The 23095-nt window shown below is 50.9% G+C and carries 29 protein-coding genes; 8 read left to right on the forward strand and 21 right to left on the reverse strand.

Annotation, left to right across the window (positions count from 1 at the left end):
* Nucleotides 1-4 precede the first annotated feature (4 nt).
* The 3 genes from R70723_RS19465 to R70723_RS19475 all read right to left on the reverse strand — a co-directional run bounded on the left by R70723_RS19465 (nt 5) and on the right by R70723_RS19475 (nt 2609).
* Nucleotides 5-280, reverse strand: a complete 276-nt coding sequence (locus tag R70723_RS19465) for a hypothetical protein (RefSeq protein WP_039874525.1) — start codon at nt 278-280, stop codon at nt 5-7.
* Between the two features lie 20 nt (nt 281-300).
* Nucleotides 301-702 (reverse strand): hypothetical protein, encoded by a 402-nt coding sequence (locus tag R70723_RS19470; RefSeq protein WP_039874526.1) that lies wholly within the window; start codon nt 700-702, stop codon nt 301-303.
* A 350-nt stretch (nt 703-1052) separates the two neighbouring features.
* Nucleotides 1053-2609, reverse strand: coding sequence for an ABC-F family ATP-binding cassette domain-containing protein (locus tag R70723_RS19475; protein WP_039874528.1), 1557 nt, complete (start codon nt 2607-2609; stop codon nt 1053-1055).
* 213 nt (nt 2610-2822) lie between these two features.
* On the opposite strand from R70723_RS19475, the gene R70723_RS19480 reads away from it, so the two are divergent.
* The gene (locus R70723_RS19480; protein WP_039874531.1) at nt 2823-4694 is read left to right on the forward strand and encodes an LTA synthase family protein; all 1872 of its coding nucleotides are present in this window, start codon (nt 2823-2825) and stop codon (nt 4692-4694) included.
* Nucleotides 4695-4955: 261 nt separating this feature from the next.
* On the opposite strand, the gene R70723_RS19485 is transcribed toward R70723_RS19480, so the two are convergent.
* The 9 genes from R70723_RS19485 to R70723_RS19525 form a co-directional block, all read right to left on the reverse strand.
* On the reverse strand, nt 4956-5498 hold the full coding sequence (locus R70723_RS19485; RefSeq protein ID WP_039874532.1) for a hypothetical protein: 543 nt from the start codon (nt 5496-5498) through the stop codon (nt 4956-4958).
* Between the two features lie 22 nt (nt 5499-5520).
* Nucleotides 5521-6150: an immunity protein Imm33 domain-containing protein gene (locus R70723_RS31645; protein ID WP_047171164.1), complete on the reverse strand. Its 630-nt coding sequence runs from the start codon at nt 6148-6150 to the stop codon at nt 5521-5523.
* A 43-nt stretch (nt 6151-6193) separates the two neighbouring features.
* Nucleotides 6194-6658, reverse strand: a complete 465-nt coding sequence (locus R70723_RS19495; RefSeq protein WP_039874533.1) for a hypothetical protein — start codon at nt 6656-6658, stop codon at nt 6194-6196.
* Nucleotides 6659-6682: 24 nt separating this feature from the next.
* Entirely contained in the window at nt 6683-7219 is a 537-nt protein-coding gene (locus R70723_RS19500; RefSeq protein WP_039874534.1) for a GNAT family N-acetyltransferase, read from the reverse strand.
* Nucleotides 7220-7334: 115 nt separating this feature from the next.
* Nucleotides 7335-7706, reverse strand: a complete 372-nt coding sequence (locus R70723_RS19505; RefSeq protein ID WP_039874535.1) for an iron chaperone — start codon at nt 7704-7706, stop codon at nt 7335-7337.
* A 111-nt stretch (nt 7707-7817) separates the two neighbouring features.
* On the reverse strand, nt 7818-8066 hold the full coding sequence (locus R70723_RS19510) for a hypothetical protein (protein ID WP_039874536.1): 249 nt from the start codon (nt 8064-8066) through the stop codon (nt 7818-7820).
* 44 nt (nt 8067-8110) lie between these two features.
* Nucleotides 8111-8803, reverse strand: coding sequence for an AAA family ATPase (locus R70723_RS19515; RefSeq protein WP_372238229.1), 693 nt, complete (start codon nt 8801-8803; stop codon nt 8111-8113).
* 64 nt (nt 8804-8867) lie between these two features.
* A complete protein-coding gene (locus R70723_RS19520) occupies nt 8868-9542 on the reverse strand; it encodes a hypothetical protein (protein ID WP_039874540.1) in 675 nt (224 codons plus the stop codon).
* The gene (locus R70723_RS19525) at nt 9539-9808 is read right to left on the reverse strand and encodes a hypothetical protein (RefSeq protein ID WP_197071784.1); all 270 of its coding nucleotides are present in this window, start codon (nt 9806-9808) and stop codon (nt 9539-9541) included. Before R70723_RS19525 ends, R70723_RS19520 begins: the two co-directional genes overlap by 4 nt.
* Before the next feature lie 280 nt (nt 9809-10088).
* Between R70723_RS19525 and R70723_RS31650 the strand changes: the two genes are divergently transcribed.
* Nucleotides 10089-10880, forward strand: a complete 792-nt coding sequence (locus R70723_RS31650) for a PhzF family phenazine biosynthesis protein (RefSeq protein ID WP_331281990.1) — start codon at nt 10089-10091, stop codon at nt 10878-10880.
* A 60-nt stretch (nt 10881-10940) separates the two neighbouring features.
* Here R70723_RS31650 and R70723_RS19535 read toward each other — a convergent pair whose 3' ends face one another.
* The 4 genes from R70723_RS19535 to R70723_RS19550 form a co-directional block, all read right to left on the reverse strand.
* Nucleotides 10941-11303 carry a GIY-YIG nuclease family protein gene (locus R70723_RS19535; protein WP_039874541.1) on the reverse strand — a complete coding sequence of 121 codons (363 nt, stop codon included), beginning with the start codon at nt 11301-11303 and terminating at the stop codon, nt 10941-10943.
* Nucleotides 11304-11664: 361 nt separating this feature from the next.
* On the reverse strand, nt 11665-12144 hold the full coding sequence (locus R70723_RS19540) for a DUF6530 family protein (protein WP_039874544.1): 480 nt from the start codon (nt 12142-12144) through the stop codon (nt 11665-11667).
* A 482-nt stretch (nt 12145-12626) separates the two neighbouring features.
* Nucleotides 12627-13439, reverse strand: coding sequence for an ABC transporter permease (locus R70723_RS19545; protein WP_039874546.1), 813 nt, complete (start codon nt 13437-13439; stop codon nt 12627-12629).
* The gene (locus R70723_RS19550; RefSeq protein WP_039874549.1) at nt 13423-14460 is read right to left on the reverse strand and encodes a daunorubicin resistance protein DrrA family ABC transporter ATP-binding protein; all 1038 of its coding nucleotides are present in this window, start codon (nt 14458-14460) and stop codon (nt 13423-13425) included. The genes R70723_RS19545 and R70723_RS19550 overlap by 17 nt, the downstream gene beginning before the upstream one ends.
* Nucleotides 14461-14702: 242 nt before the next feature.
* On the opposite strand from R70723_RS19550, the gene R70723_RS19555 reads away from it, so the two are divergent.
* Nucleotides 14703-15311 carry a MarR family winged helix-turn-helix transcriptional regulator gene (locus R70723_RS19555; protein ID WP_231574753.1) on the forward strand — a complete coding sequence of 203 codons (609 nt, stop codon included), beginning with the start codon at nt 14703-14705 and terminating at the stop codon, nt 15309-15311.
* A gap of 7 nt (nt 15312-15318) precedes the next feature.
* Nucleotides 15319-16152, forward strand: a complete 834-nt coding sequence (locus R70723_RS19560; RefSeq protein WP_039874552.1) for a DUF6544 family protein — start codon at nt 15319-15321, stop codon at nt 16150-16152.
* 18 nt (nt 16153-16170) lie between these two features.
* On the opposite strand, the gene R70723_RS19565 is transcribed toward R70723_RS19560, so the two are convergent.
* Both R70723_RS19565 and R70723_RS19570 read right to left on the reverse strand, forming a co-directional pair.
* Nucleotides 16171-16716 carry a GNAT family N-acetyltransferase gene (locus R70723_RS19565; RefSeq protein ID WP_039874555.1) on the reverse strand — a complete coding sequence of 182 codons (546 nt, stop codon included), beginning with the start codon at nt 16714-16716 and terminating at the stop codon, nt 16171-16173.
* Nucleotides 16717-16811: 95 nt separating this feature from the next.
* Entirely contained in the window at nt 16812-17732 is a 921-nt protein-coding gene (locus tag R70723_RS19570; protein ID WP_039874559.1) for a ketopantoate reductase family protein, read from the reverse strand.
* A 172-nt stretch (nt 17733-17904) separates the two neighbouring features.
* On the opposite strand from R70723_RS19570, the gene R70723_RS19575 reads away from it, so the two are divergent.
* The 3 genes from R70723_RS19575 (at nt 17905) to R70723_RS19585 (ending at nt 19948) form a co-directional block, all read left to right on the forward strand.
* Nucleotides 17905-18477, forward strand: coding sequence for a TetR/AcrR family transcriptional regulator (locus R70723_RS19575; protein ID WP_039874562.1), 573 nt, complete (start codon nt 17905-17907; stop codon nt 18475-18477).
* Nucleotides 18478-18565: 88 nt separating this feature from the next.
* Nucleotides 18566-19147, forward strand: coding sequence for a LysE family translocator (locus tag R70723_RS19580; protein WP_039874564.1), 582 nt, complete (start codon nt 18566-18568; stop codon nt 19145-19147).
* 18 nt (nt 19148-19165) lie between these two features.
* The gene (locus tag R70723_RS19585) at nt 19166-19948 is read left to right on the forward strand and encodes a helix-turn-helix transcriptional regulator (RefSeq protein WP_039874566.1); all 783 of its coding nucleotides are present in this window, start codon (nt 19166-19168) and stop codon (nt 19946-19948) included.
* A gap of 52 nt (nt 19949-20000) precedes the next feature.
* Here R70723_RS19585 and R70723_RS19590 read toward each other — a convergent pair whose 3' ends face one another.
* Both R70723_RS19590 and R70723_RS19595 read right to left on the reverse strand, forming a co-directional pair.
* Nucleotides 20001-20882 carry an AraC family transcriptional regulator gene (locus R70723_RS19590; protein ID WP_039874569.1) on the reverse strand — a complete coding sequence of 294 codons (882 nt, stop codon included), beginning with the start codon at nt 20880-20882 and terminating at the stop codon, nt 20001-20003.
* A 108-nt stretch (nt 20883-20990) separates the two neighbouring features.
* A complete protein-coding gene (locus tag R70723_RS19595) occupies nt 20991-21542 on the reverse strand; it encodes a hypothetical protein (protein WP_156123831.1) in 552 nt (183 codons plus the stop codon).
* Nucleotides 21543-21768: 226 nt separating this feature from the next.
* Between R70723_RS19595 and R70723_RS19600 the strand changes: the two genes are divergently transcribed.
* Entirely contained in the window at nt 21769-22053 is a 285-nt protein-coding gene (locus R70723_RS19600) for a DUF2087 domain-containing protein (RefSeq protein WP_039874575.1), read from the forward strand.
* 91 nt (nt 22054-22144) lie between these two features.
* Here the strand turns inward: R70723_RS19600 and R70723_RS19605 are convergent, their stop codons facing one another.
* Nucleotides 22145-22921 carry an SDR family NAD(P)-dependent oxidoreductase gene (locus R70723_RS19605; protein WP_039874579.1) on the reverse strand — a complete coding sequence of 259 codons (777 nt, stop codon included), beginning with the start codon at nt 22919-22921 and terminating at the stop codon, nt 22145-22147.
* Nucleotides 22922-23095 lie beyond the last annotated feature (174 nt).

Below are 23095 nucleotides of genomic sequence, written 5' to 3' on the forward strand. Positions count from 1 at the left end.
TTTTTCACTCGAATACTTTAATGGATTGCAGCTGGGGTTTTACTCCGATTCGTTTATCAAAATCAATTAAATATTCATGATTTACTTCAACCAGCCCTGATAGATCAACCGATGTCTTCAATGTCCTGATCTGCCCGCTCAAATTTACAATCTGAATCTGTTTATCATCTATCGCTGTGACCTTAGCAAGTTCGAAGGTAGATGACCTGAGCGAATTCCAGAATAAGTACAATAACAGGATTATTGCTAAAATTCCAAAGGCTTTGGATTTTGAAATCATGGTTCAGCTCCTTGATCATATTACAAAGCTTTATCAAACTCCGCTCCTTTTCCGCTGTACAAATAAGTGTATTCTCCATATTGGTACTTTTCTGAATCAGAATAGTACTTATCTATCAGGTACAGAACCTGATTACGGTATAAGCTGGCTTCCTCCATTAAAGAAGCACCTATTGTTCCGGTTCCGTATGGGCGATCTTTGCCTGGCGCTACAGAGGTATCCGTCCAGTCTGTCCACTCCAGCGTCGATCCCGCTTCAATAAAAGCCTCATAGCTCTTCTTATATTCCCTCAGTATGTTTTTGTCTTCTTCAAACTGGTAGTGCTTCATCAAGCCCTCAAACAGATAGTTCCATTCCGCCTCCCATGCCGCCAAATACGTATGAGCTACATACCTTACCTCAGTTGTAGCTAGCTGATGCATTTTTGATATCTTCATTGAAGGCACGGTCGATCGGGTTATCTGTTGCTGCATCTTTGTCAACCTTTCCGGAGCAGCCAGCGCTGACGCATACCAGTAATATAATAGCCAGCAGGCTTATAAGGCTGTGTTTACTGTTTTTACAAATCATAGCCGCTCTTCTTTTTTAGGCTTTCGGCCTGCCCGCATGTTTACTCTCATATAACCCCTCCTCCTAAGCTCCGATACCCAATATAATACCAGCTACACCCCCGCTTACCTATAAAGGATTATACAATCCGCCGCCTCCACGCAAAAACGGGCCGCCTCACCGAGGCAGCCCGTCACACAGCTATACAGATTAGAATACTTTATTAAAATACTTTTGTAGTCCACGACTCACAATTCCACGTATCGGTTACGATATCGCGGTAGAACTCCGGTTCGTGGGAGATCAGCAGGATGCTGCCCTTGTACGCTTTGAGCGCACGCTGCAGCTCTTCCTTGGCATCTACGTCAAGGTGGTTCGTCGGCTCATCGAGTACGAGCAGGTTGGATTCACGGTTAATCAGCTTACAGAGCCGGACTTTAGCTTTTTCGCCGCCGCTCAGAACCGCAATCTTGCTCTCGATGTGCTTGGTGGTCAGGCCGCATTTGGCAAGTGCCGCGCGGATTTCGAACTGGGTGAAGGAAGGGAACTCTGTCCATATCTCTTCAATACAGGTATTGTAGTTGGCATCCTTCATTTCCTGCTCGAAGTAGCCGATTTCCAGCAGGTCGCCAAGTCTGGCGGAACCGGAAAGAGTCGGGATCTGACCGAGAATGCTGCGCAGAAGTGTCGTTTTACCGATACCGTTGGCGCCGACGAGCGCGATCTTTTGTCCGCGTTCCATGCTCAGGTCAAGGGGTCTTGAGAGCGGAGAATCATAGCCGATTACCAGATCCTTCGTCTCAAATACAACCTTGCCGGAAGTACGGCCCTGCTTGAAATTGAACTGCGGCTTCGGCTTCTCCTTGGCCAGCTCGATGACTTCCATCTTGTCCAGCTTCTTCTGGCGTGACATCGCCATATTACGGGTAGCCACACTCGCTTTATTCCGGGCAACGAAGTCCTTCAGGTCAGAAATTTCCTGCTGCTGACGCTTGAACGCAGATTCAAGCTGCGACTTCTTCGCCTCATACACCTGCTGGAAATACTCGTAATCGCCGACGTAACGCGAAAGCGACTGATTTTCCATATGGTAGATCAGATTGATTACGCTATTGAGGAACGGAATATCATGGGAGATCAGAATGAAGGCATTCTCGTATTCCTGCAGGTAACGCTTCAGCCAGATGATATGCTGCTCATCCAGATAGTTCGTCGGCTCATCGAGGAGCAGAATGTCCGGCTTCTCCAGCAGCAGCTTCGCAAGCAGTACCTTGGTGCGCTGTCCGCCGCTCAGATCGTGAACATCCTTGTCCAGACCGATGTCGGTCAGGCCGAGACCGCGGGCAGTTTCGTCGATTTTGGCGTCGATCATATAGAAGTCCTGGTTAGTCAGCGTATCCTGAATCGTACCGACATCCTCCAGCAGCTGCTCCAGCTCCTCCGGAGTGACATCGCCCATCTTGCCGTACATATCATTCATTTCCTGCTCCATATCGAACAGGTACTGGAAGGCACTGCGCAGCACATCACGAATTGATTGTCCCTTAGTCAGCGCGGCATGCTGATCGAGATAACCGGCCCGCATGCGCTTAGCCCATTCAACCTTGCCTTCATCCGGCTGAAGCTTACCCGTGATGATGTTCATGAAGGTAGACTTCCCTTCACCGTTGGCACCGATCAGACCGATATGCTCACCCTTCAGCAGGCGGAAGGATACATCCGTGAAAATAGCCCGGTCACCAAACCCGTGACTCAGCTTCTCTACATTTAATATGCTCATGAAGTTAACACCTTTTCCTTTACAAAGTATACTCGTCATATTATAAAGGTTTTGGGGCCGCAACTCCAGAAGGGATTGAAAATATTTGCTGCAAAATATATTTGATTTTTACATAGGAATTTTCAGCATTTTCAGGTAATCTATTAGAGTTGAATTTGCAAGCTGCGATGTAATAGAATGAACTAATTAAAGTGTAAAGGATGCGCATAAGCAATGCGGTTGAAGGAACCACGCACACTCAGTAAACGATCTATACTATTCTTCTCTATCATTATGCTGTTAAAAAGCTACTTTGCCTGGTACTACCTGTTCGAAGACGGGCCGACCTGGAGTACCCTGTTCAAAGAAATCCCCTTTGTCCTGATTATCTTCTGTCTGATTGAGTGGTTCGCCACAAAGCGGAAGATCGCCATTTACATGCTCGTCAATCTGCTGATTACCGTTTTATTCTTTTCACTGATCATCTACCACAACCACTTCGGAATTATTGCTACCTCGCAGGTATTTGGCCAAGCTAAACAGGTGGGTGCCGTTAAAAAGAGTATTTTTGCCGTGCTCCATCCGCAGTACATGCTGATCTTCCTGGATATTATCGTCATCAGCCTGATCATGCTCAGCCGCAAGAAGGCAGTGGCCTGGAAAAAGGCGATGTCACGCCGCAGCAACCGTAAGGCTGTCGCCGTCCTGTTCTGTATTTCGCTCGTGATCTGTATGATGAATATCTTCCCGAACAAAGCCAGTATGAACGAAACGGTTCAGGCCGAGCAGATGGGTATTCTCAATTACGAAGCCTATGCCCTGCTTGCAGATGATGAGGAGGAGCTGATCGACAGCTCGGCGATTACGCAGTCTGTCATTGATCAGACTAAAGGCATTACCGTTAAGACTGAACCGATTCTGAACGGGGCCGCCAAGGGTAAAAACCTGGTCATTATTCAAATGGAATCCTTCCAGAACTTCCTGATCCATCTTTCCATCGACGGCAAGGAAATTACACCGAACATGAATAAGCTGGCAGACAGCAGCATCTATTTCCCGCGCTTCTTCCAGCAGGTCGGCCAAGGCAATACCTCGGACGCGGAGTTTATCGTTAACACCTCGTTCTATGTACCGCCGGACGGTCCGGCAACCGAGATTTATGCGCCCAAGGAGCTGCCAAGCTTACCCAAGCTGCTGCAGGAGCAGGGCTATGACACCGCAACCTTCCATACGAATGAAGTAGATTTCTGGAACCGCGGCGAGCTGTACCGGGCGCTGGGATTTAACCGTTATTATGACAAAGCTTTCTTTGGCGAGAACGATACGATCTTCTACGGTTCTTCCGATGAGGTGCTCTATTCCAGGACTTCTGCAGAACTGGCCCGGATGAATGAGAGCAGCCAGCCGTTCTATTCCCATGTCATTTCGATGTCCTCACATAATCCGTTTACCATCCCGGAGAACAAGTATCAGATGACACTGCCGGAGCGGTATGAGGGTACCTTTGTCGGTAACTACATTCGCGCCCAGAACTACGCAGACTATGCATTGGGGCAGTTCATCGCTGAGCTCAAGGAGAACGGCGTATGGGATGACAGCCTGGTTGTATTGTACGGCGACCACCGCGGACTGCCGATTTTCTCATTGAAGGATGAGGATAAGGTTCTGCTGCAGGAGATTCTCGGAAAAGAATACACCGAACGCGACCTGATCAACATTCCGCTGATCATTTCGTCTGCCGGAGTACCCATGGCCAGCGTACAGAACCAGCTAGGCGGTCAGGTGGACATTCTGCCGACAGTAGCCAATCTGCTTGGCGTGCCGCTTGACAAACATATTCACTTTGGCCAGGATATTCTGAACGAGAGAGAATACAACCTGCTGCCGCAGCGTTATTATCTGCCGACCGGTTCCTTCGTCAACAATGAAGAGCTGTTCCTGTCCGGCAGCGGCTTCGAGGACGGCCAGCATTACACGCTGTCCGGCGACGGCGACAAGCCGCTGCAGTCCACCGAAGACGAATTCAATTCGGCGCTGAAGCTGCTCCAGCTGTCTGACAGCTATGTGTCGCAGCTTCCGGACCGTGAGGTTGCGGAGGAAGAATAGACCATTAGCATTAAACAGCCGCTCCTGATGGGGCGGCTGTTTGTTGTATCGGGCCTAAACGAGAAATAAGTGTATTCGCTGCAACTAAACCGGGGAGTAAAGCCACTTTTTCAGGAATAAGTGTATTCCGTGCAACTATCTTGGACTAAAACTGCGCTTTAGCTCAAAAGGGCCGATAATAGTTGCACCGAGTACACTTAAACCGATAAAACTCAAAAAGTCGTTGATATAGTTGCACAAAGTACAGTTATTCAGTGGAAGTTACAGCCACGGTTCCCCACCCCAAACCTCTCTACGTACCAATAGTAAACGTTTCCCGGAGTATGTATAGTGAAACAGCTGTTCATCAGGCCGGCCATACCGCTCAATAAGCTCCTCAGGAATTAGTGCAGCATCAAATGACCACAATTCTCCGTTGTTTCCGGTCACCGCCGCATCCCATGGCTTGCCACCAGTCGCCTCGTCCGTAAAGTAAATTCCCGCCTGATCATAGTAATCCGCAAACTGCTCCATGAGACTCCAAATATAGGGCTGTACCTCACTTCTCAGCTCACCCGTTCTGTAATCTGCTGTAATTTCCTCCGTCCAGAACAGCAAGCTCACCTCAAGCCACGACTCAGACAGCTCGGGAAACACCTCAGGCGTAAGACCAACCAAATAAGACCGCACATGCAGCGAAAGCCCCTCTACAGGGACCTCCTCTGCATCTGCATTCCCGCCTTGATACATAAAACCGTTGTCCGCCACTTCCCATTTAAGTCCACTGTACCTCACATAAGTCTGAATATGCGAGTATTCCGGCATCACACTTTCCCCCTCGGCCCACCTACTCCTCCAGCACCCAATCCCTCACCCGGACCCATGCCCCGTCCCTGCTCTCCCGCTCAAAAGCACTGCCAACCTCTCCCTTAAACGGCTCAAGCAGGCTCGGGTCCTGATCCATCATGGCATATACGTGCATCAATCGCACATTGCTGTAATTTCCGAGATACGCTTCATCCTCATCCCCGGCAAACAGCCTCCAGCCGCTGTCCTGCTCCCGGTCCGGGGCCTGCCGGTACATCCAGTGCACCGCGCTGCCGGGCTCCAGGCATTTCTTCGAGACGAGCGCCATTTTCTCGCCGACTGCCAGCCATAGCGGGTCACCTTCACGAAGAATGGTGCGGGCAATATGCTTCGGTTCAAATTGTACCGTGTCTCCATGCTTCAGTGACTTCAGGTATTCCGGTGCATTGGTCAAAATACCGGTATAACGGCAGCTGACAGGGTCTTGTCCGGTAATCTCCACCCACATCCGTTCTGCACGCGGCCCGCCTTCTGCCGGATTCGTTAATACGAAATGCAGTCTGACCAGTCTTCCGGTCTGCTGGGAGCTTCTTTCATGCTCAGAGGGAATAAAGAACGATTCCGGGTACAGTAGGCTGGTTTCTTCAACATTTTCTAATATCCATTCCACTCAGCATTCCTCCTTACTCGGTTATTACCCTATTTCCGCACATTCACTTAATGACTACGGCAAAATAGACCGCCGCCGAACGCCGTTCATCCCAGACCGCCGACAATTTGTAGATATATTCCCCCGGCTCTCCGGGAAGTCTGTAGCTGTATTGATCTGGCTTGCCTACTGATTCCGCGGTGCCGTCCGGGTCAATCCTTGTCAGATAGAATGCCTCCGGCTTTAGCGGATAATCAAAGGTCAGCTTTTTCCCGCCGCCGGCTGTTACCGCTCCTTCCTTGACTGTCTTATAAAAAGTATCCGGGTGCGGGGGATCTGAGCATAGTCCCTCTTTCTCGGTTAACGCCCAGCAGGACTCTCCGCTAACGAGCGATACCTGCTCCTTCTGTATCCTTACCTCGGGTTTAATAGGCTCGCTCGGCATCGTAACCTCACTGGAGCAACCGGCCAGAATCAGATAGGCTGCAGCTGCACAAGCCGAAAGAACAAACAAGCTGATTTTTCTCATCTTATGCCCCCTATACGGGAATATTCAGAATTTCTGCATATATTCATGTTCAAGAATCGAATACAGGAAGGAATCATGCCATCTGCCTTTATGCCACATATGCTCCCGCAGGTGCCCCTCGTAACGCATGCCGATTTTTTGCATCACCTTCGCTGAACCGATATTGTCCGGCCGGCACGTGGCATAAATCCGGTGCAGCGCAAATTCACCGAATCCGAGATGGAGCAGCGCCGCTGCAGCTTCACTCGTATATCCCTTGTTCCAGAAAAGAGGATTGAAGCAATAGCCGATCTCCCCCTGCCGGGGCTCGCTAAGATGAATCCCGCAGCCGCCCATCAACTGACCGGTAGCCTTCAGCACAACTGCCAACTCGTAATCGCGGCGCGGCGACTGCTTCTGCAGCTCCATGGTCAAGCTAATATAATCTCTTGTCTCGGCTTCCGTATTCGGTCCCCAGATCATATACTTGGCTACCAGCGGATCTGAGGCATAGGCATGGACCTCCTCCAAATCCTCAAGCGTAAACTCCCTGATCAATAACCGTTCCGTCTCGAACTGCATATTAAGCCACATCCTTTTCTACAGTTAACTGACTTTGTTATATTCTCTCAGAAATACAAAAAAGCCACAATGAAAAGCATTGCGGCCGGCTTTCTTTTGTATTAAACTACTTACTCTATTTCCGCCAGAAGGTGGCACAGTCTGCTTTGTCCAGAATGTTAAATTCAATCATTTCCTCAAGCAGGGAGTAGTCAACCGGACTTTCCCACTTTATCCGCAGCAGCTGCTTCGTATGATCGTAGCCGGCTTGTACGATTTGACCGGAGAACCGGTTAATTCCCGCTACCTCCGGTGCAACAGCCATATGCTGCTTGGATACACTAAAACCGATAATATAGGTGCCATGATCGGTGAACATCGGCTGATTCCAGGCTATTTTGGGCTCCAGCTCAGGAAAACGTCCGGCTACCCAGTTAAGCACCTCTTCCGTCCGGGTACGGTGTGCAGCATTCTTGATCCCGTCCAGGTACTCTGCAAAAACCTCCATGCTGTTCCTCCTGTCTCTCAACTGCCTCTATCTTGGTTTCAACTATATCGAATACAAGGAACTTAGTCAAAAAACCGCCACAAATCCAGCGAAGCAGCTAATGCCGGGAGTTTAGCCTAATTCCTTACTTTTAACGGTAAAGCCGCGTACCTTCATCCATTTGCCGCCGACTGCTTCATCAACCGAGCCGTTTTTGGTCCGGACACAAAATTTATGAGAGGTTCCCCGGTCAAAGCCCGTCGCCTCAAACAGCAGGTCATCGCCGGCCATCCCCTTGTAATATACCTGCTTCAGTCCAAGCCTGTTTAGCAGCTCCTGCTTCACACTTTCCAGATATGCTCTTGAATATTCCTTTGCCATGATGATTCCTCCTGCGATGTTCATTCGTTCAATCAATCATTCGTTCACTCGTCACTGAACAGCTCCCGCAAAACCGCATTCCGGTTCTCCAGAAACTGTCTGGTAATGATGTAGTGCATCGTATCCTCATACCGGATCTCTCCGGCAGGGTGGCTGTCAAAGTTCAGAATCTGCGCACCCGGGTAACCGAGCAGAATCGGCGAATGCGTCGCGATGATAAACTGGGCTTCCTTCTCCAGATCCTTGATAATGCGCAGCAAAGACAGCTGTCTTGCAGGTGATAACGCGGCTTCGGGCTCGTCCAGCAGATAGATCGCTTTTTTCCCGAACCGGTTAGTAAAAAGGGACAAAAAGGCCTCCCCGTGCGACTGCTTATGCAGTGACTGGCCCCCGTAATACCGCAGGCTTTCAGGCATTGTATCCAGATGGGAGGCAAAATGGTAAAAGGTCTCTGCCCGCAGAAAAAATCCATTCGTAATCTTTGGCAGCCAGGATAAGCGGATGTGTTCGCCCAGTGCCGAATGCGAGGCATCTACCTCATAGGTATTGTTCCGGCCGCCGCCTGCCGTATTGAAGCCGCACTGGTACGCTACCGCCTCCAGCAGAGTGGATTTCCCTGACCCGTTCTCTCCGACCAGAAACGTTACATTGTTCTTAAATTCAAGCCGCTCAAGATTCTTCAAAGCCGGGATGGAAAAAGGGTAGCGGCGGGGCTCCGGTATATTGTTCAGCATCATTTCCAGACCGCGCAGGAACAAGCAGCATCATCTCCCAACCTGTTGTTAGTATATACCTGTTCGCTTAATCTCCGCCGGTTGCTTCATAATAAAGTCCGTCATTCTCCCGTACGAGTGCACCGTCTTTGGTGAGCTTCATGGACTGGACATCCTTTTGAGCCGGATAGCTCAGCAGCGCCTTGGTTGTCGTTTCCCGGTTTTGTTCACCGCTAATTTGGTATACGCCGATTGAATCCTCTTCCTGCTGCAAAATAAGATCATAGGTCCGGAAGCCGCCGTCTTCCAAGGTACTCTGCACCGGATACTCGGCCATACTCTTGAGGTCCATCCAGGACATCACCGAACGGTGGATACCTGACCCGTAGGAATAAGCATACACAAGATCCTTCGTCCCGTCACCACTCACATCAAAAGGCACAACGCTAGTAACCCCATAACCGCCAAAGCCGGTTCCCAGCACCGCAGCTTTGCCGTCTGCTACAACATAGGTGTCCAGACTGCTGCCATCCTTAAAAAGCTGATAGCCCGTCTCCGTCCACACGTCCTCCGGAGTAATTTCAGTCAGCTCACCCGTTAACACAGCGGTGCTTGACTGTTGTCCCAGTGTCTCCCGGATAACAGCTTCAGCATCCTGGAGGGACAGCTTATCGGGCTTGGGCTCCGTGTTACATGCTGTGAGCAATAGACCTGCCGCTATCATACACGTGGTTAATCCGGCAAAGGCTTTTGTCTTTATCACATTTTCACCTTCCTGATATCTTTATTGAACCAGTGAACATACCCGCAGCGGTCACAGGTCAGAATATTAGCCGAACGGTTCGCAAAATCCAGATTAAAAAAGCTCAGCAAAGCCGTATTCAACTGGGCAAAGCTATGGTCAAACCGGTCATGCCGGCAATGAACGCAGATGACACGCAGGTTGTTTACCTCATAAGGGGCCGGGGCCCGGATCTCTTTTACATTTTTATAAAACAGCTTTAAAAACCTCTTAGCACTGTTTCCCATGGCAACTCCTCCTATCCGCTCGTTTTCCCTTATATACGTCTCCTATATTTGGAAGTTGCGGGTGATGAAGGATTAAGTCTGCTGAAGCACGGCACCGGAATCTTGCAATCCGCCCGGCTACCCTTTATTCTTGACAGTATTCTTAACGATCCGGGGAGGCTATAAGTTGAGTTCGATTCCTTTTTATATTGTAGATGTTTTTGGTGAAAAAAAATATGCAGGCAATCAGCTGGCCGTATTCCGCCATACCGCTGATCTTCTTTAGACGCTGCTGCAGCAAATCGCCAAAGAAACCAATTTCGCAGAAACCACGTTTATCGCATCAGATGAGCAGGTGAACGGCGGTTATAATGTGCGGATTTTCACCCCGGATACAGAGGTGCCTTTTGCCGGTCATCCGAGTCTGGGGACAGCCTTTATTATCCGGCAGGAGATTGAGCAGCGGATCCGTCAGAGGGAAAATGAAGATTCCGGCACCACCGTTGTACTGAATCTCGGGGTAGGACAAATTCCTGTTTCGCCGGACAGCAGCGGCAAGCTGTGGATGAAGCAGAATCCTCCTCAATTCGGAAGCACGGTGAATGCTGCGGTTATCGCTGAGATTCTGGGTATCAGCCCGGACGAGCTGGAGCCGGATTATCCTGTCCAGGAGATATCCACGGGTCTTCCTTCCATTATTGTGCCGCTGCGCTCGCTGGAGGCTGTGCAATCGTGCCGGATTAACCATATCGCTTATGAAAGGTTCCTGGCGGAATTTTTCCGGGCGAATCTGCTTGTCTTTTGCAGGGAGACGGTTCATGAGGACAATGCTCTTCATGTGCGGGTATTCTGTGAGGATTCCGGATTTCCGGAGGATGCGGCTACGGGGAGTGCGAACGGCAATTTGGCGGGCTACCTGCTGAAGTATGAGGTCTTGGGCAGCAGCCGGCTGCAGTATCGAGTAGAACAGGGGTACATGATCGGCAGACCGTCGTTAATTCATGTTAATGCAGAGACAATAGCTGGCCAATTTGCCATCAGCGTCGGGGGACTGGTCCATCAGGTGGCCCGGGGAGAATGGCTGATCGATTAAAATACAGCCGCATGAGTCTCGCTTGAGCTCATGCGGCTGGTTTATTTTGCCGGAGTAATTTTAACGGAGTAACGGTTTATTATACCCTTTATCCTCATACGGCTGCAGCTTGTCGAGCCATTGCTTCAGCATCTGCTTGCACTCCCATTTGATATCGGCCGTTTCATCGGCTTCCTTCTGCTCCAGCACCTCATAGGTAAAGTTCTCCGCGCCACCGAGCTCCGTCCAATCCTTCTGCAGGGCCGCATTCGCGAACCGTCCCATGTCCAGCTGCATCTGGAGGGTAAACCATTTGTTCTTCAGGTTGGAGAACGAGTCGATGTAGATTTTTCCGCTGACCTTGTTGGTAATCTGAATAGCTCCCATGTAGGTCTTGATCTGTTTGTATTCCTCCTGCAGCTCTTTACGTTTGCTCTTGTCCATGTGATTCTCTCCTCTCGTTGATCTGCGCTCTGTTGCTTAATGTGTGGGTATACAGGGTGAGCGTATAAGATAACTTGCTGATCTTGCGAATGCTGCGTTCGGCGGGCGCAATTTGATGATTTTTCGGATGCTGTGTTCCGCGGGGCAATTTGCTGATTTTACGGATGCTGAGTTCCGCTGGGCAATTTGCTGATTTTATGAATGCTGTGTTCTGCTGGGCAATTTACTGTTGCAAATACTGTGTCGGCGGGGCTATTTGCTGATCTTGCGAATGCTGAGTTCCCGGGGCTATTTGCTGAGCGTCAATATTTAGTTCAGCTTGCATAGTTAGCTCAGCCGTGGCAGGCAGCTGGCTTGAGCTTTAATAGCCCATCTCCTTCAGCACCCGTGACAGGACGCTCAGGCGTTCACCAATCATTTCGCCGTCCTCGCCCAGCGCCTGGGCAAACAGCTTAATATCGTTGCCGATCATCGGATTATCGGTACACACCGCCACATTCATCGCGTCGCCCTGCAGTCCGATCCGGTCAATCTGCGGGTTCTCAGCATCATACATATCAGGCAGCCGGTAGGCATCCTGAAAATACAGGCTGCTTCTGCAGATCAGAATCGCCAGGTCAAGCACCCGGTGCATCGGCAGCTCCTCAGACTGTCTGGACCATTTCTCTCCCGTATGTCTCCACACCTTGGCTGAAATATCCACCTTACCCCGGTCATTCCATTGGGCTAATCCCAGTGACAGGCCCTGTGCATCCGTATTACCGGCATAACGGCCGTCCACCTGCTCATAATTCTCGGATACAATTACAGGCTTATGCTTCAACGTCGTAGGAATTTTCATTGTTCACACGCTCCAGTTATAAATAGTTTGGGTTGCTGCTTTGGGTTGCTGCTTTGGGTTGCTGCTTTGGGTTGCTGCTTTGGGTTGCTGCTTTGGCCTCTCGATTTTACTAATTTAGTAATTTAGTAAATTAGTAAATCCAAAATCATAATACCCTTCAATCCATGATCTGTCAATCCGCATACAAAAAAAGGAATGTCCCTAGACTATACGTCTTTAGAACATTCCTTTCTTTGAATTGCTTCTATTGCGCTTATTTAGCCACATCCGGTGAAATCAAAGGCATTATCGCCCTTCATTTCGCTCATTTAGCCGCTTCCGGCGAAATCAAGGGCATTATTGCCCTTCATTTTGCTCATTTAGCCGCATCGGGCGAAATCAAAGGCATTTGTGCCCTTCATTTTGCTCATTTAGCTGCATCCGGCGAAATCAGAGGCATTTGTGCCCTTCATTTCGCACATTTACACAGCTATCACAATAGTTTATGTGCGCCGCATGTAGGCTCGCACCGTAATAGGGGCAAAGACCGCCACGATCACAGCGGCGCCAATCAGGGAATAGATAAGGTCTGCGCCTGCTGTTCCTGTGTTGGTTAACTCCCGGACAGCGGTGACCAGATGGGAGATCGGGTTGATTGCAACAAACCACTGCAGCCAGTCCGGCATCGTATCTGCCGGTACGAAGGCATTGGACATGAAGGTCAGCGGGAACAGGACAATCATCGAAATTCCCTGAACGCTGGAAGCCGTACGCGCAATTACACCGAAGAAGGCAAAAATCCAGCTGATTGCCCAGGAGCAGCCAATAACCAGCAGGGCCGCTATGGCTACATAACCAAGGCCGCCTTCAGGACGATAGCCCATCAGGTACCCCATAGTGAAGGTTAGCACCGTAGCAATCGTATAACGGACGGTATCGGCGAGCAGCGCCCCGGCCAGCGGAGCGATGCGTGAGATCGGCAGTGACTTGAAGCGGTCGAAGACCCCTTTTTCCATATCCTCGCGCAGCTGCACTCCGGTTACTATGGAAGTCGTAATGACTGTCTGGACTAGAATGCCCGGAATAATGACCGGCAGATAGCTGACCACGTCCCCGGAGATTGCCCCGCCAAAGATATAGGTGAACATCAGGGTGAAAATAATCGGCTGCAGCGTAACGTCGAACAGCTGCTCCGGTGTGCGTTTGATTTTGAGCAGCCCCCGGTAGGCCATTGTTAATGAATTGCGCAACGACTGACCAAGGCTGGAATGGTTCTTTAGCTGGCGCTCTGCGCCCGGTTTAATGAATGTACTCATACTTCTGTCCCTCCACCTGTTTTTCTTTTCCTGATGCCTGTGGGGCAGCTTCCCCTGAACTGCTGCCGGTCAGTGACAGAAACACCTCATCGAGCGTCGGCTTCTGTACACTCATCTCCGACAAGGGAATCCCTGCTTCACGGAGGGCAATCAGCAGGTCGGTCACAGCATCCGCATTGCCCATAGGCGCAGTAATTGCTGCCGCTTCTGCTGAGATAGCCGTCTGTACCTTGAGCACACGCTCAACCGTCTGACGGGCAAGCATCATCTGCTGCGTATTCCGGACTCTGAGATGCAGCGATGAGCTGCCGATTGAGGATTTCAGATCATCGACGGTGCCTTCGGCTACAACCCGGCCATGGTCAATCACCGCAATCCGGTCGGCCAGCTGATCCGCCTCCTCCAGATACTGCGTCGTCAGCAGCACGGTCGAGCCCGAGCCTACCAGACGGCGGATCGTATCCCACATCTGGTTGCGGGTCCGCGGATCAAGCCCGGTCGTCGGCTCATCCAGAAAAATCAGCGGCGGCTGCGCGATCAGGCTTGCCGCCAGATCCAGACGCCGGCGCATCCCGCCGGAGAAATTCTTCAGCGGCCGTCTGGCCGCTTCGCTCAGCCCGAACTCCTCCAGCAGCTCCGCCGCCTTGCGCTTAGCATCGGCACGGCCCAGCCCGAGCAGCCGGGAGAAAATCACCAGATTCTCGGTGGCGCTGAGCGATTCATCGACCGAGGCATACTGTCCGGTCACTCCGATCAGCTGCCGCACGATCTGCGGCTCCTTCACTACATCATGCCCGAAAATTCTGGCTGAGCCGCCGTCCGGTCTAAGCAGTGTAGCCAGCATACGGATCGCGGTCGTTTTTCCCGCACCGTTGGGCCCCAGCACCCCGTAGATGGTGCCGGTAGGCACCCTCAAATCCACGCCATCCACCGCGCGGTTATCTCCAAAAATTTTGACTAACCCCTGCGCCTCAATCGCTAATTCACCCTGCTGCCCAGCTTTGTTTCCTTGCTGATTCATTGGCCTCTCCTCCTGCACTGCTAATATATAAGGATCTTAAATCCCTTATTTAAACTGAATGTAAACGTGTATGTATCCTTTCGGAACGTTCACTGCTGCCTCATTATACTCCTGCTCCCCGGCCCTGCTTAACAGTCTCCAAGACCATTTATATCTCCGCCCCGGGATGTAGTGACACCGCGGGGATTATTGAATATACTAAATAGGTAACTAGTTACCCTTCAGCGCAGGAGATGATCATTTTGAATGAGAATGAGCAACAAGAACAACAAGAACAACAAGAACAACAAGAACAACAAGAACAACAAGAACAACAAGAACAACAAGAACAACAAGAACAACAAGAACAACAAGAACAACAAGAACAACAAGAACAACAAGAACAACAAGAACAACAAGAACAACAAGCATACATTCTGGGGACTTTACTCATGCTTGCCAACCGGATTCAGGCACTGGGCGATAAGCTCGATGCGCAAATGACGACGAAGCAGTGGCTGCTGATCGCTGTTATTTTGAAAAGCGGCTCGGCTGCCCCTACCTTGTCCGATCTCGCGGCAATGACCGGAAGCTCACGGCAGAATGTCAAGAAGATGGCGCTGTTACTTGAAAAGCAAGGGCTGGTGGAGCTGGCCAAGGATGCACAGGATGCAAGGATTGTCCGTGTTCGGCTGACTGAGGCATGTATGGTTTATTTGGCGGGAAGAAGCGGGAAAGAGGAGAAGTTCATGGCAGAATTATTCAATGGCTTCGACGGGGAGTTAACAGGCGGTTTGTTCCGCGGATTAGCCGGGCTGAGCCGGAATATCATCCGGATGGAAGCCGGTTCTCCGGCTGTTGAAAAGGAGTAGATTATTCATGATTGTGCTAACCATCACTATAATCTGTTTGGCTGCTGCTGTCCTGGTCTTTTGGCGGATTCCCTACTCAGGAATCAAAACCCGGTTTCAGCGGCTGTCTAACAACCTAATAACCGGTGAACCGGCTTCAGGTACTGCTTTCACCGCAGAGGATTGGACACCACTCCCGCCTCCGGTTCGGAGGTATTTTGAAACGGCTGGCTTTACCGGCTGCGCGAAGATGTCCGCAATGCAGGCTGAATTCCGCAATGTTAAGTTTAGCCTGGGTCCCGGCAAAGCTATTATCAGCATCGGTTACAAGCAGGTTAATTCCGCAGCACATACAGCCAGGGCCGCTTTTATCAATACGAAGCTGTACGGTATTCCATTTCAGGGGCTTGATACCTATATTGAGGGTACGGGGGGAATGAAGGGGGTTCTGGGCAAGGTGTTCACGCTCTTCAATGAACGGGGGGCTGAAATGGATCAGGCCTGTCTGGTCACCTTTCTCTCGGAAGCTTTACTGCTGCCAAGTGCTGCTCTCCAAAGCTATGTCACCTGGAAGCCCATTGATGATCTGCACGCCCAAGCGACCATTTCCCGTTACGGCAGCACAGCCAGCGGCATCTTCAGCTTCCGCGAGAACGGCGAGTGCATATCTTTTACTACAGATGACCGTACCGCAATAGGCATAGACGGCTCCAAGCAGAACGTACGCTGGACGGCATACATGGATAACTACAGAATCATTAACGGCATCCGCCAGCCCAACCGGCTGAGAGCCGTATGGCATTATGATGAGGGGGATCTCGTCTATTTTGACAGTGATAATCTCCGCCTGGAATATCGTTAAGTCCCGGGCACCGGCAGTCTACACGTAATCCTTCACCTTGCATAGCCACACCATATGCGGATTGCCGGGACCCCAGTAGTCCTGGGCGGTTACATAAGGCTCACCGAACTTCTGCAGCCATCTCTGCTGTGCGCGCTTATAGCCGCTGTCCAGACAAAACTGCTCAATTCCCTGTCCATCCAGCAGCTCGGCCATACTACGGATCAGCGCTGATCCGATACCCCGGTTCTGCAACTGCGGGAGTACGTACAAGCTGCCCAGCTCACCTACATCGTTCAGCCGTCCGCCGGTGCATATCCGCACTTCTTCACCGCAGGGCCCGAAGGATATCGTTCCGGCGGCTTCGCCGTTCAGCCTGGCCAGCAGCAGAAAAGTGTCCGGATTGGCACGGGAAAGCGCAGCCTGGACCAGATGATTTTTACCGTCGATCTCCTGAGCCAGATCCTCCCGCAGATCCCCCAGCCCTTCCTGTTCAAAGGCATCCGTAATTGAAATCTCGAAAATCTGCGCTGCCGCGCCCCTGTCCCCGGCTGTTAGCCTGCTTATGGTTAGCTCATTATCCATTCTTTTCGACACCTCAGATGCAGATTAAGCATGTGCTTAAGCCTAGTGTACACAAATTCGCCCGAATTGTCGCCGGATTCTGCGTTCAGCCAGTCTTACCTTTCGCCATTCAGGGCAACAAGCTCATCCCAAACCGGAGTTCCCACCCCTGCCTGCTGCTTCAGCCTGTCAAAAGCGCTGTTAAGCGCCGTAAGCTCATGCACCGAGCCATCGATCATCCGGGCGACCGGAAGCCTGTGATACACCTTTAGGAACAGATACATAAGCCTGCGGTAGGAACGGACTGCCTTAACCTGACCTGCCGGGACTACAGTATATCCCAGTGTCTCAAGCACACTGAAGCCTTCATCCATCGCCGTGATAATTTGCTGCAGCAGCTTTTTGTTGCGCGCAAGTATTTTCACATCGCCTTTAACCGCAAATGTAGCGAGATTCATCGGCAGAATCGTGATAATATGGCTTTTCAGCCACGTATCGATATCCTCAAGGAAGCTTAATTTATATTTGGTATGTGCAAAGGCCGTAGCCAGCATGTCCTGGAAGGGAACGGGTCCGTCCAGCGCCCCAAGCACCATCTGTCCACCTGCGCGGACGGAAATCATGCGGTCCTTCTCCCGCCGTCCGCCGCTCAGCTGAAATCCGAACGCCATATTTTTCTTATTTCCGCTAAGCTCCTCCAGCATTCTCTGCGTAGCATGCGCCTCCGGATTATTGCCCACCAGGACAATGTTGCTGCTAATATTCGCTGCAAGCACCGGCAGGACTGCCGGGAAGTCATTAAACTTCATCACGACAAAAATCAGATCATAATGCTCCTCGGGCTCAAGCGTGCTGATTACCTTCACCGGGTCAGTGGTCGTCCTAAGCTGAAAATAGTGGCGGATGATCAGTCCGTTCCGCTTCAGCTCCTCCGCCCGGCTCCCTCTCGCCAGCATCGTTACATCATTTCCGCCTTGGATCAGCACATGCGCCAGATAGCTTCCGAGCACCCCTGCGCCATAAACCAATGTCTTCATCTTTATCCCCTCTTTTTCGAACAAATGTTGTTTTTCGATCATTTGTCCAATATAATTCAGCTTATCCTTCTGTACAATTGTTAAAATCGGCGTTATTGTAGGTTACCCGACAGAATGCACACAAATGTCCGATAACTTTTTTAAATAAGCTGAATCAAAGGAGAGCACGCGCATGGACAGACGAGTCCGGAAAAGCCAGGAAGCCATAATGGAGGCCCTGATCAGCCTGATGGCGGAAAAGGAATTCGAGAAGATTACAATCAATGAAATTGCCGAGCGCGCAGACATTAACCGCGGAACCGTCTATGCCCATTATACGGACAAGTACCACCTGCTGGACTTATGCATCGAGACCCATCTGGATCAGCTCATCGCCAGCTGCATGCCGCTGGAAGGGAATAATGAACCCCCATATCCGACAAAAGACTCCCTGCTGCGTGTATTCACTATGCTGGAAAAGCATACCGCGTTCTACACCACCCTGCTGACAAGCAAGGGAGTTCCCGCCCTGCGCAGCCGCCTGCTTGAGATGATCTGCCTGGGTATCCGTCAGCAATTTACGGAGGAGCAGTTCCCCGCCGGGGTGGATCAGGAGGTACGAATTCAATTTATGGCTTCCGCGACTGTTGGAGTGATCGAATGGTGGTTCACGAACCCCTTGCCCTATTCAGCCGAAGATATTACCGGGCAGCTATGGGCGATGCTGGAGCAGAATCAGATGCTGCCCGGCAAACAGCTGGTCTGAGGCCTACGCCAGTCTGCTGCAATAATGTACTATAGCCGCCGTGCGTTCCGGTGTACGATTCATGTTGACTACACAACAGGAGGTCCTCATGAATCTTACCGCTTTTCTTGTATATTGCGTCGTTGTCACCTTTACTCCGGGACCGACCAACATTGTCATCCTTTCCACAGTCCAGCACAACAGCCTGAAGCAGGCCATGAAGTACGTATGGGGTGCAACGCTGGCCTTTGGCCTGCTGCTTGCCGCTTCTGCCCTGCTGAACCGGATACTGGCCGGCGTGCTGCCCGGTGTTCTCACCGTGATGCAGGCCGTTGGCAGCCTGTATATGCTGTATCTGGCCTATCAGATTTACCGTATGAACACAGCGGAAGCCCAGAATCACAATACGTCCAGCTTTGCCTCCGGCCTGCTGATGCAGTTCATCAACCCTAAGGTAATCCTGTTTACGCTAACTGTAATCCCAGGCTATATCCTGCCTTATTACAGCTCTCCGCTTATTCTCACCGTGTTCGTCATTGTCATAACGGTTATCGGGTTCCTGGCATTTATGGCCTGGCTGGTATTCGGAGCGGTGTTCAGAGCCTTTCTGCAGGCTCACCGGCGGGCGGCGAACACGGTTATGGCACTGTTTATGATATACTCGGCTGTAATGGTTTCGGGAATTTTGTAGAGGAGGGAGGCGGAAGCTGTGGAGCAGTTTATTTACAAAAAATCAGAGGATGTTCTGGCCCTATCCGCAAGCATGAGCGACTTTACGTACAAAAAACACTGCCACGAGGAATATGCGGTCGGTGTCACCCTGCGCGGCATCCAGCAGTATCAGCTCAGCGGCAGCTTCCAGTCCTCACACCGGGGCGGCGTCATGCTGTTTAGCCGGGAGCAGTATCATGACGGCAGCTCCTATGACCGGAACGGCATTGACTATATTATGCTCTATCTCCGGCCGGAGCTCGTATCGGAGGCGCTTGGCGGCAGGGAGCTGCGCTTTGATGCTCCGATCGTGTATGACCGCGGGCTGGCCCGGCAGATTTGTGACCTTTCCGGTGCGGTCCAGTCCGGCCGGGAGGATGCATTATCCGCCGAGCTGCTGCTGTCGTTGATTGAACGCCTTGCCCGGACAGCTGACGATACAGCCGCGAGCAGATCGGGAACGGATAACCGGTTTATCGGTCAGGCAAAAGAAATGATGCTGGGCAGTCTTGGCGATGTGCTCAAGCTGGATGAGCTTTGCCTTGCGTTCGGCATGTCGAAGTTCCAGTTCATCCGCGGTTTCAAGCAGCATGCCGGCATCTCCCCCTATCAGTTTTTTCTGAATTGTAAAATCGAGCATGCCAGACGCTCCATCGAACGCACCAAGGATATTTATGCGGCAGTGGCAGAATACGGCTTCTTTGACCTTACCCACCTGAACCGCCATTTCAAAAGCATGTTCGGCATCACCGCCTATGAGTATATGTCACAGCTTAGCTAAAATAATCAAAAGCTCCCCGGGAACAATGGTTACCCGCAGGAGCTTTTGCCTGTTACTCTTCGTTTTTCTTTTGCACAGGAATCCAGATTTCACTTCTGTACTCCGGCGAGGATGTATCCTTACTCTCATTCCACAGGATCTCCGGACCCTCTGCCAGCTCATAATGCGAAGAGGGAAACCATTCAGAGTAAATTCTGCCCCATACATTCTGGAGAGTCTCCGGAAATGGGCCCACCGCTTCAAAAACCGCCCAAGTACCCGCAGGTACCTCCAGCTGTGCGAAGGTCTCCGGACATTCCAGTGTTGTGGCCACCCCGATGTAGTGGTCCAGCTCCCCCTTTTCCTCCATCCGCTCTTCAGAAAAGTTAACCGAGGCACTGAGCATCCCGCGCGGAGCCGTATTGGAGAGGGCCTTGAGCTCGCTGATCAGCTCCATATTCAGACTCTGCCACATGGCGGCAATCTCCGGGTTCACCCCTTCAAACACAATCGGCACCCTCCGGTGCAGGCCAGCTATACGAAACGCTTCCTTTTCTTCCATCCGGTAATTCATTTCATTTCCTCCTCTGACCGTTAATTGGAACGTCATCCGGGGAAAGGCCTTCAGCGGCTGTCCATTTAATCTGGCTTCTGAAGGAGTCACGCCGTGGAACAGCTGAAACGCCTTGGTGAATGCATCCGGCGAGCTGTACCCGTAGGTTACGGCAATATCAATGATGCGGAGCGGGCTGTGCTGCAGATCAAATGCGGCTAAAGTAAGCCTTCTGCGGCGCACATATTCAGAGAGCGGAATCCCTGCCAAAAAGGAAAACATCCGTTTAAAATGATACTCCGAGCACATGGCCAGCCTCGCCGCTTCCCTGTAATTGATTTCGCCCGCCAGCTGCTCCTCAATATAGCTTAGCGCTTTATTCATATCTTCCAGCAGATTCATGCGCCTGCCTCCTTTCCTTAACGTTAGAGTAACAAAATGAATCCGGTCCGGCCCGACAGTTGGTGCACGGAATTGACGGTTATTCAGCTGTTATCCGTTTTGCATTGCTCAGGCATCGGGTTCCTTAATGGAAATGGTGTTCAAAATATCAATAAACTGCTGCTTGCTCTTCGGGTCTTTATCCAGGTTCGTAAAATCGAGAATATAGATCACTTTATCCTGAACCGAAACAACGCCGTAATAGGTATTATGTGTTCCTGTTTTGCCAGACGCAGCGGGACCGTTATCGGCATCAAGGGTTATTAGCCGGCACGCTCCGGCCGGAAGCTGAATCGTTTCATCGTCAATAACCGAGCTGTGATTAGGCAGCGTATGATTGAATTCATAATTGGCTTCGTATGGACTTGAAGAGATCCTTCCCGCTGCTTCTCCCCGTTCATTTACCATCAGGTAATTCAGCTTATCCCCTTTATCCAGCTCCCATCCTTCAGGTAGCTCAATAACGAGTGAGGACAGACCGTAGTCCCGGCTATCCTCGGCAGAAGCTATAGCTGGCTCGCTGTTGACCTGAACATCCTCCCCGGGCCCCGAATAAAAACATCCCGTAAGGGTAAGCAGCAGCGTCAGCGCTGTAATCATTTTTTTGCTGGTAGTTAGCATAACCCATTCATCCTCCATGGCATGTAGGACGGTACGAATTCTTTTGCAGCCATCCTATCTGATCATTTGGAACCATTATCCCATAGGAATAAATACAGCGCAGGGGTAAATAACGAAGATTGTTGAACAATTGTCTTTTTAGGAGCGGATTTAACTTTAGATTGAGATGTAATTAGATATATGTATAATTAGATTGTATTGAAATAACATCCTTGGAGGATTAGCTATGAACAGTAAACTGAATCATTTTCTGGATAAGGACCGCAAGCTGCGCAGCTGGCCAGCGAAGCGCTCCAATCAGAGAATCGTATTGGAACATCTGAGTACGAATTTTGCAGAGGGTGTAGAGTACACCGAAGCTGAGATTAACGAGCTCATTAAAGAGAATCATACCTTCAATGATCACTGCTTCCTGAGAAGAGAGCTGGTGGATAACAGGCTGCTGGGACGGACCGGGGACGGCAGCAGGTACTGGAAGCTTCCGCTGCCTGCAGACCGTGAGCCAAGCTGAGCAATGACAGTAATAACGAAATAAGCCTGCGGCTGTCCTAAGCGGACTGCCTGCAGGCTCATACTTTACAAAGCAAAGTGTATGCTAATCTTTAACCTTGACGGTATATGGGTGCACCCAGCGGAGCCGCTCCGGCACCGCCGTCAGCGCTGATGTCTGCACCTTGAATGAAGGAGGAGTCGTCAGAAGCCAGGAACAAGGCAACCTTCGCAATCTCCTCCGGTTCTCCAAGCCGGTTAAGCGGAATCGACATTGCCATGCCTGCTTCCAGCTGCGCCCAGCCTTCCGGTGTAGACTGGCCCCAGATTGGCGTACGGGTTGCGCCCGGAACAACATTGTTAACCCGGATTCCCTTAGGTGACAGCTCGGCGGCCAGCACCTTAGTCATGCTGCTAACGGCTCCTTTGCTTGCAGCATAAGCCGAGCCGCCCGGTCTGCCTGCATTTGCCAATACGGACCCGGTGAGGATGACCGAAGCGCCCTTTTGCAGATATGGCAGTGCAGCCTGAACAGTGAAGAAGACACCTGTCACATTCACTCTCAGCACCTCTTCAAAAACAGACAGCTCTGTGCCGCCAAGCGGTGTTGATCCGCTAATGCCTGCATTTGCATAGACGATATCCAGTCTGCCGAATGCTTCAATAGCCGCAGCTACAGCCTTTGCCGAGCTCTCAGGGTCTGTCGCATCTGCTTGAACCGCCAGAGCAGACGCATTGCCCAATTCCGCAACCGCCGTATCCAGTGTGCCCGCATTACGTCCCGTAATCACAACCTTTGCCCCTTCCTTAACGAATAATCTGGCAGCAGCCAGGCCAATACCGCTATTTCCTCCAGTGATTAAAGCTACCTTACCATCCAGCTTTCCCATCGTTAACACTCCTTTGTATTTGTAAATGATGTTTAAGAATCGCCTGCAGATTAGAGCATTTCAATACGGGAACGATCATTCTAAATTGTTCAAAAAAATTTAATTCAAACTACCTTTTCCCTTATCTGATGCCAGTTTAACATATCGGGAACGATCGGTAAATAATTATTTTTT

The sequence above is a fragment of the Paenibacillus sp. FSL R7-0273 genome, assembly GCF_000758625.1.
Taxonomy (GTDB): Bacteria; Bacillota; Bacilli; order Paenibacillales; family Paenibacillaceae; genus Paenibacillus_AQ.

What these genes read in the sequence shown, in the direction of transcription:
- R70723_RS19580 (WP_039874564.1), top strand. Translation starts at nt 18,566, where the DNA reads ATGAATCTTACCGCTTTTCTTGTATATTGCGTCGTTGTCACCTTTACT.
- R70723_RS19595 (WP_156123831.1), bottom strand. Translation starts at nt 21,542, where the DNA reads ATGCTAACTACCAGCAAAAAAATGATTACAGCGCTGACGCTGCTGCTT.
- R70723_RS19535 (WP_039874541.1), bottom strand. Translation starts at nt 11,303, where the DNA reads ATGGACAAGAGCAAACGTAAAGAGCTGCAGGAGGAATACAAACAGATC.
- R70723_RS19500 (WP_039874534.1), bottom strand. Translation starts at nt 7,219, where the DNA reads ATGCAGTTCGAGACGGAACGGTTATTGATCAGGGAGTTTACGCTTGAG.
- R70723_RS19505 (WP_039874535.1), bottom strand. Translation starts at nt 7,706, where the DNA reads ATGGAGGTTTTTGCAGAGTACCTGGACGGGATCAAGAATGCTGCACAC.
- R70723_RS19550 (WP_039874549.1), bottom strand. Translation starts at nt 14,460, where the DNA reads ATGAATCAGCAAGGAAACAAAGCTGGGCAGCAGGGTGAATTAGCGATT.
- R70723_RS19515 (WP_372238229.1), bottom strand. Translation starts at nt 8,803, where the DNA reads ATGATGCTGAACAATATACCGGAGCCCCGCCGCTACCCTTTTTCCATC.
- R70723_RS19545 (WP_039874546.1), bottom strand. Translation starts at nt 13,439, where the DNA reads ATGAGTACATTCATTAAACCGGGCGCAGAGCGCCAGCTAAAGAACCAT.
- R70723_RS19575 (WP_039874562.1), top strand. Translation starts at nt 17,905, where the DNA reads ATGGACAGACGAGTCCGGAAAAGCCAGGAAGCCATAATGGAGGCCCTG.
- R70723_RS19525 (WP_197071784.1), bottom strand. Translation starts at nt 9,808, where the DNA reads ATGGGAAACAGTGCTAAGAGGTTTTTAAAGCTGTTTTATAAAAATGTA.
- R70723_RS19495 (WP_039874533.1), bottom strand. Translation starts at nt 6,658, where the DNA reads ATGAGAAAAATCAGCTTGTTTGTTCTTTCGGCTTGTGCAGCTGCAGCC.
- R70723_RS19475 (WP_039874528.1), bottom strand. Translation starts at nt 2,609, where the DNA reads ATGAGCATATTAAATGTAGAGAAGCTGAGTCACGGGTTTGGTGACCGG.
- R70723_RS19465 (WP_039874525.1), bottom strand. Translation starts at nt 280, where the DNA reads ATGATTTCAAAATCCAAAGCCTTTGGAATTTTAGCAATAATCCTGTTA.
- R70723_RS19470 (WP_039874526.1), bottom strand. Translation starts at nt 702, where the DNA reads ATGCATCAGCTAGCTACAACTGAGGTAAGGTATGTAGCTCATACGTAT.
- R70723_RS19485 (WP_039874532.1), bottom strand. Translation starts at nt 5,498, where the DNA reads ATGCCGGAATACTCGCATATTCAGACTTATGTGAGGTACAGTGGACTT.
- R70723_RS19480 (WP_039874531.1), top strand. Translation starts at nt 2,823, where the DNA reads ATGCGGTTGAAGGAACCACGCACACTCAGTAAACGATCTATACTATTC.
- R70723_RS19570 (WP_039874559.1), bottom strand. Translation starts at nt 17,732, where the DNA reads ATGAAGACATTGGTTTATGGCGCAGGGGTGCTCGGAAGCTATCTGGCG.
- R70723_RS19560 (WP_039874552.1), top strand. Translation starts at nt 15,319, where the DNA reads ATGATTGTGCTAACCATCACTATAATCTGTTTGGCTGCTGCTGTCCTG.
- R70723_RS19590 (WP_039874569.1), bottom strand. Translation starts at nt 20,882, where the DNA reads ATGAATCTGCTGGAAGATATGAATAAAGCGCTAAGCTATATTGAGGAG.
- R70723_RS19600 (WP_039874575.1), top strand. Translation starts at nt 21,769, where the DNA reads ATGAACAGTAAACTGAATCATTTTCTGGATAAGGACCGCAAGCTGCGC.
- R70723_RS19510 (WP_039874536.1), bottom strand. Translation starts at nt 8,066, where the DNA reads ATGGCAAAGGAATATTCAAGAGCATATCTGGAAAGTGTGAAGCAGGAG.
- R70723_RS19565 (WP_039874555.1), bottom strand. Translation starts at nt 16,716, where the DNA reads ATGGATAATGAGCTAACCATAAGCAGGCTAACAGCCGGGGACAGGGGC.
- R70723_RS19605 (WP_039874579.1), bottom strand. Translation starts at nt 22,921, where the DNA reads ATGGGAAAGCTGGATGGTAAGGTAGCTTTAATCACTGGAGGAAATAGC.
- R70723_RS19540 (WP_039874544.1), bottom strand. Translation starts at nt 12,144, where the DNA reads ATGAAAATTCCTACGACGTTGAAGCATAAGCCTGTAATTGTATCCGAG.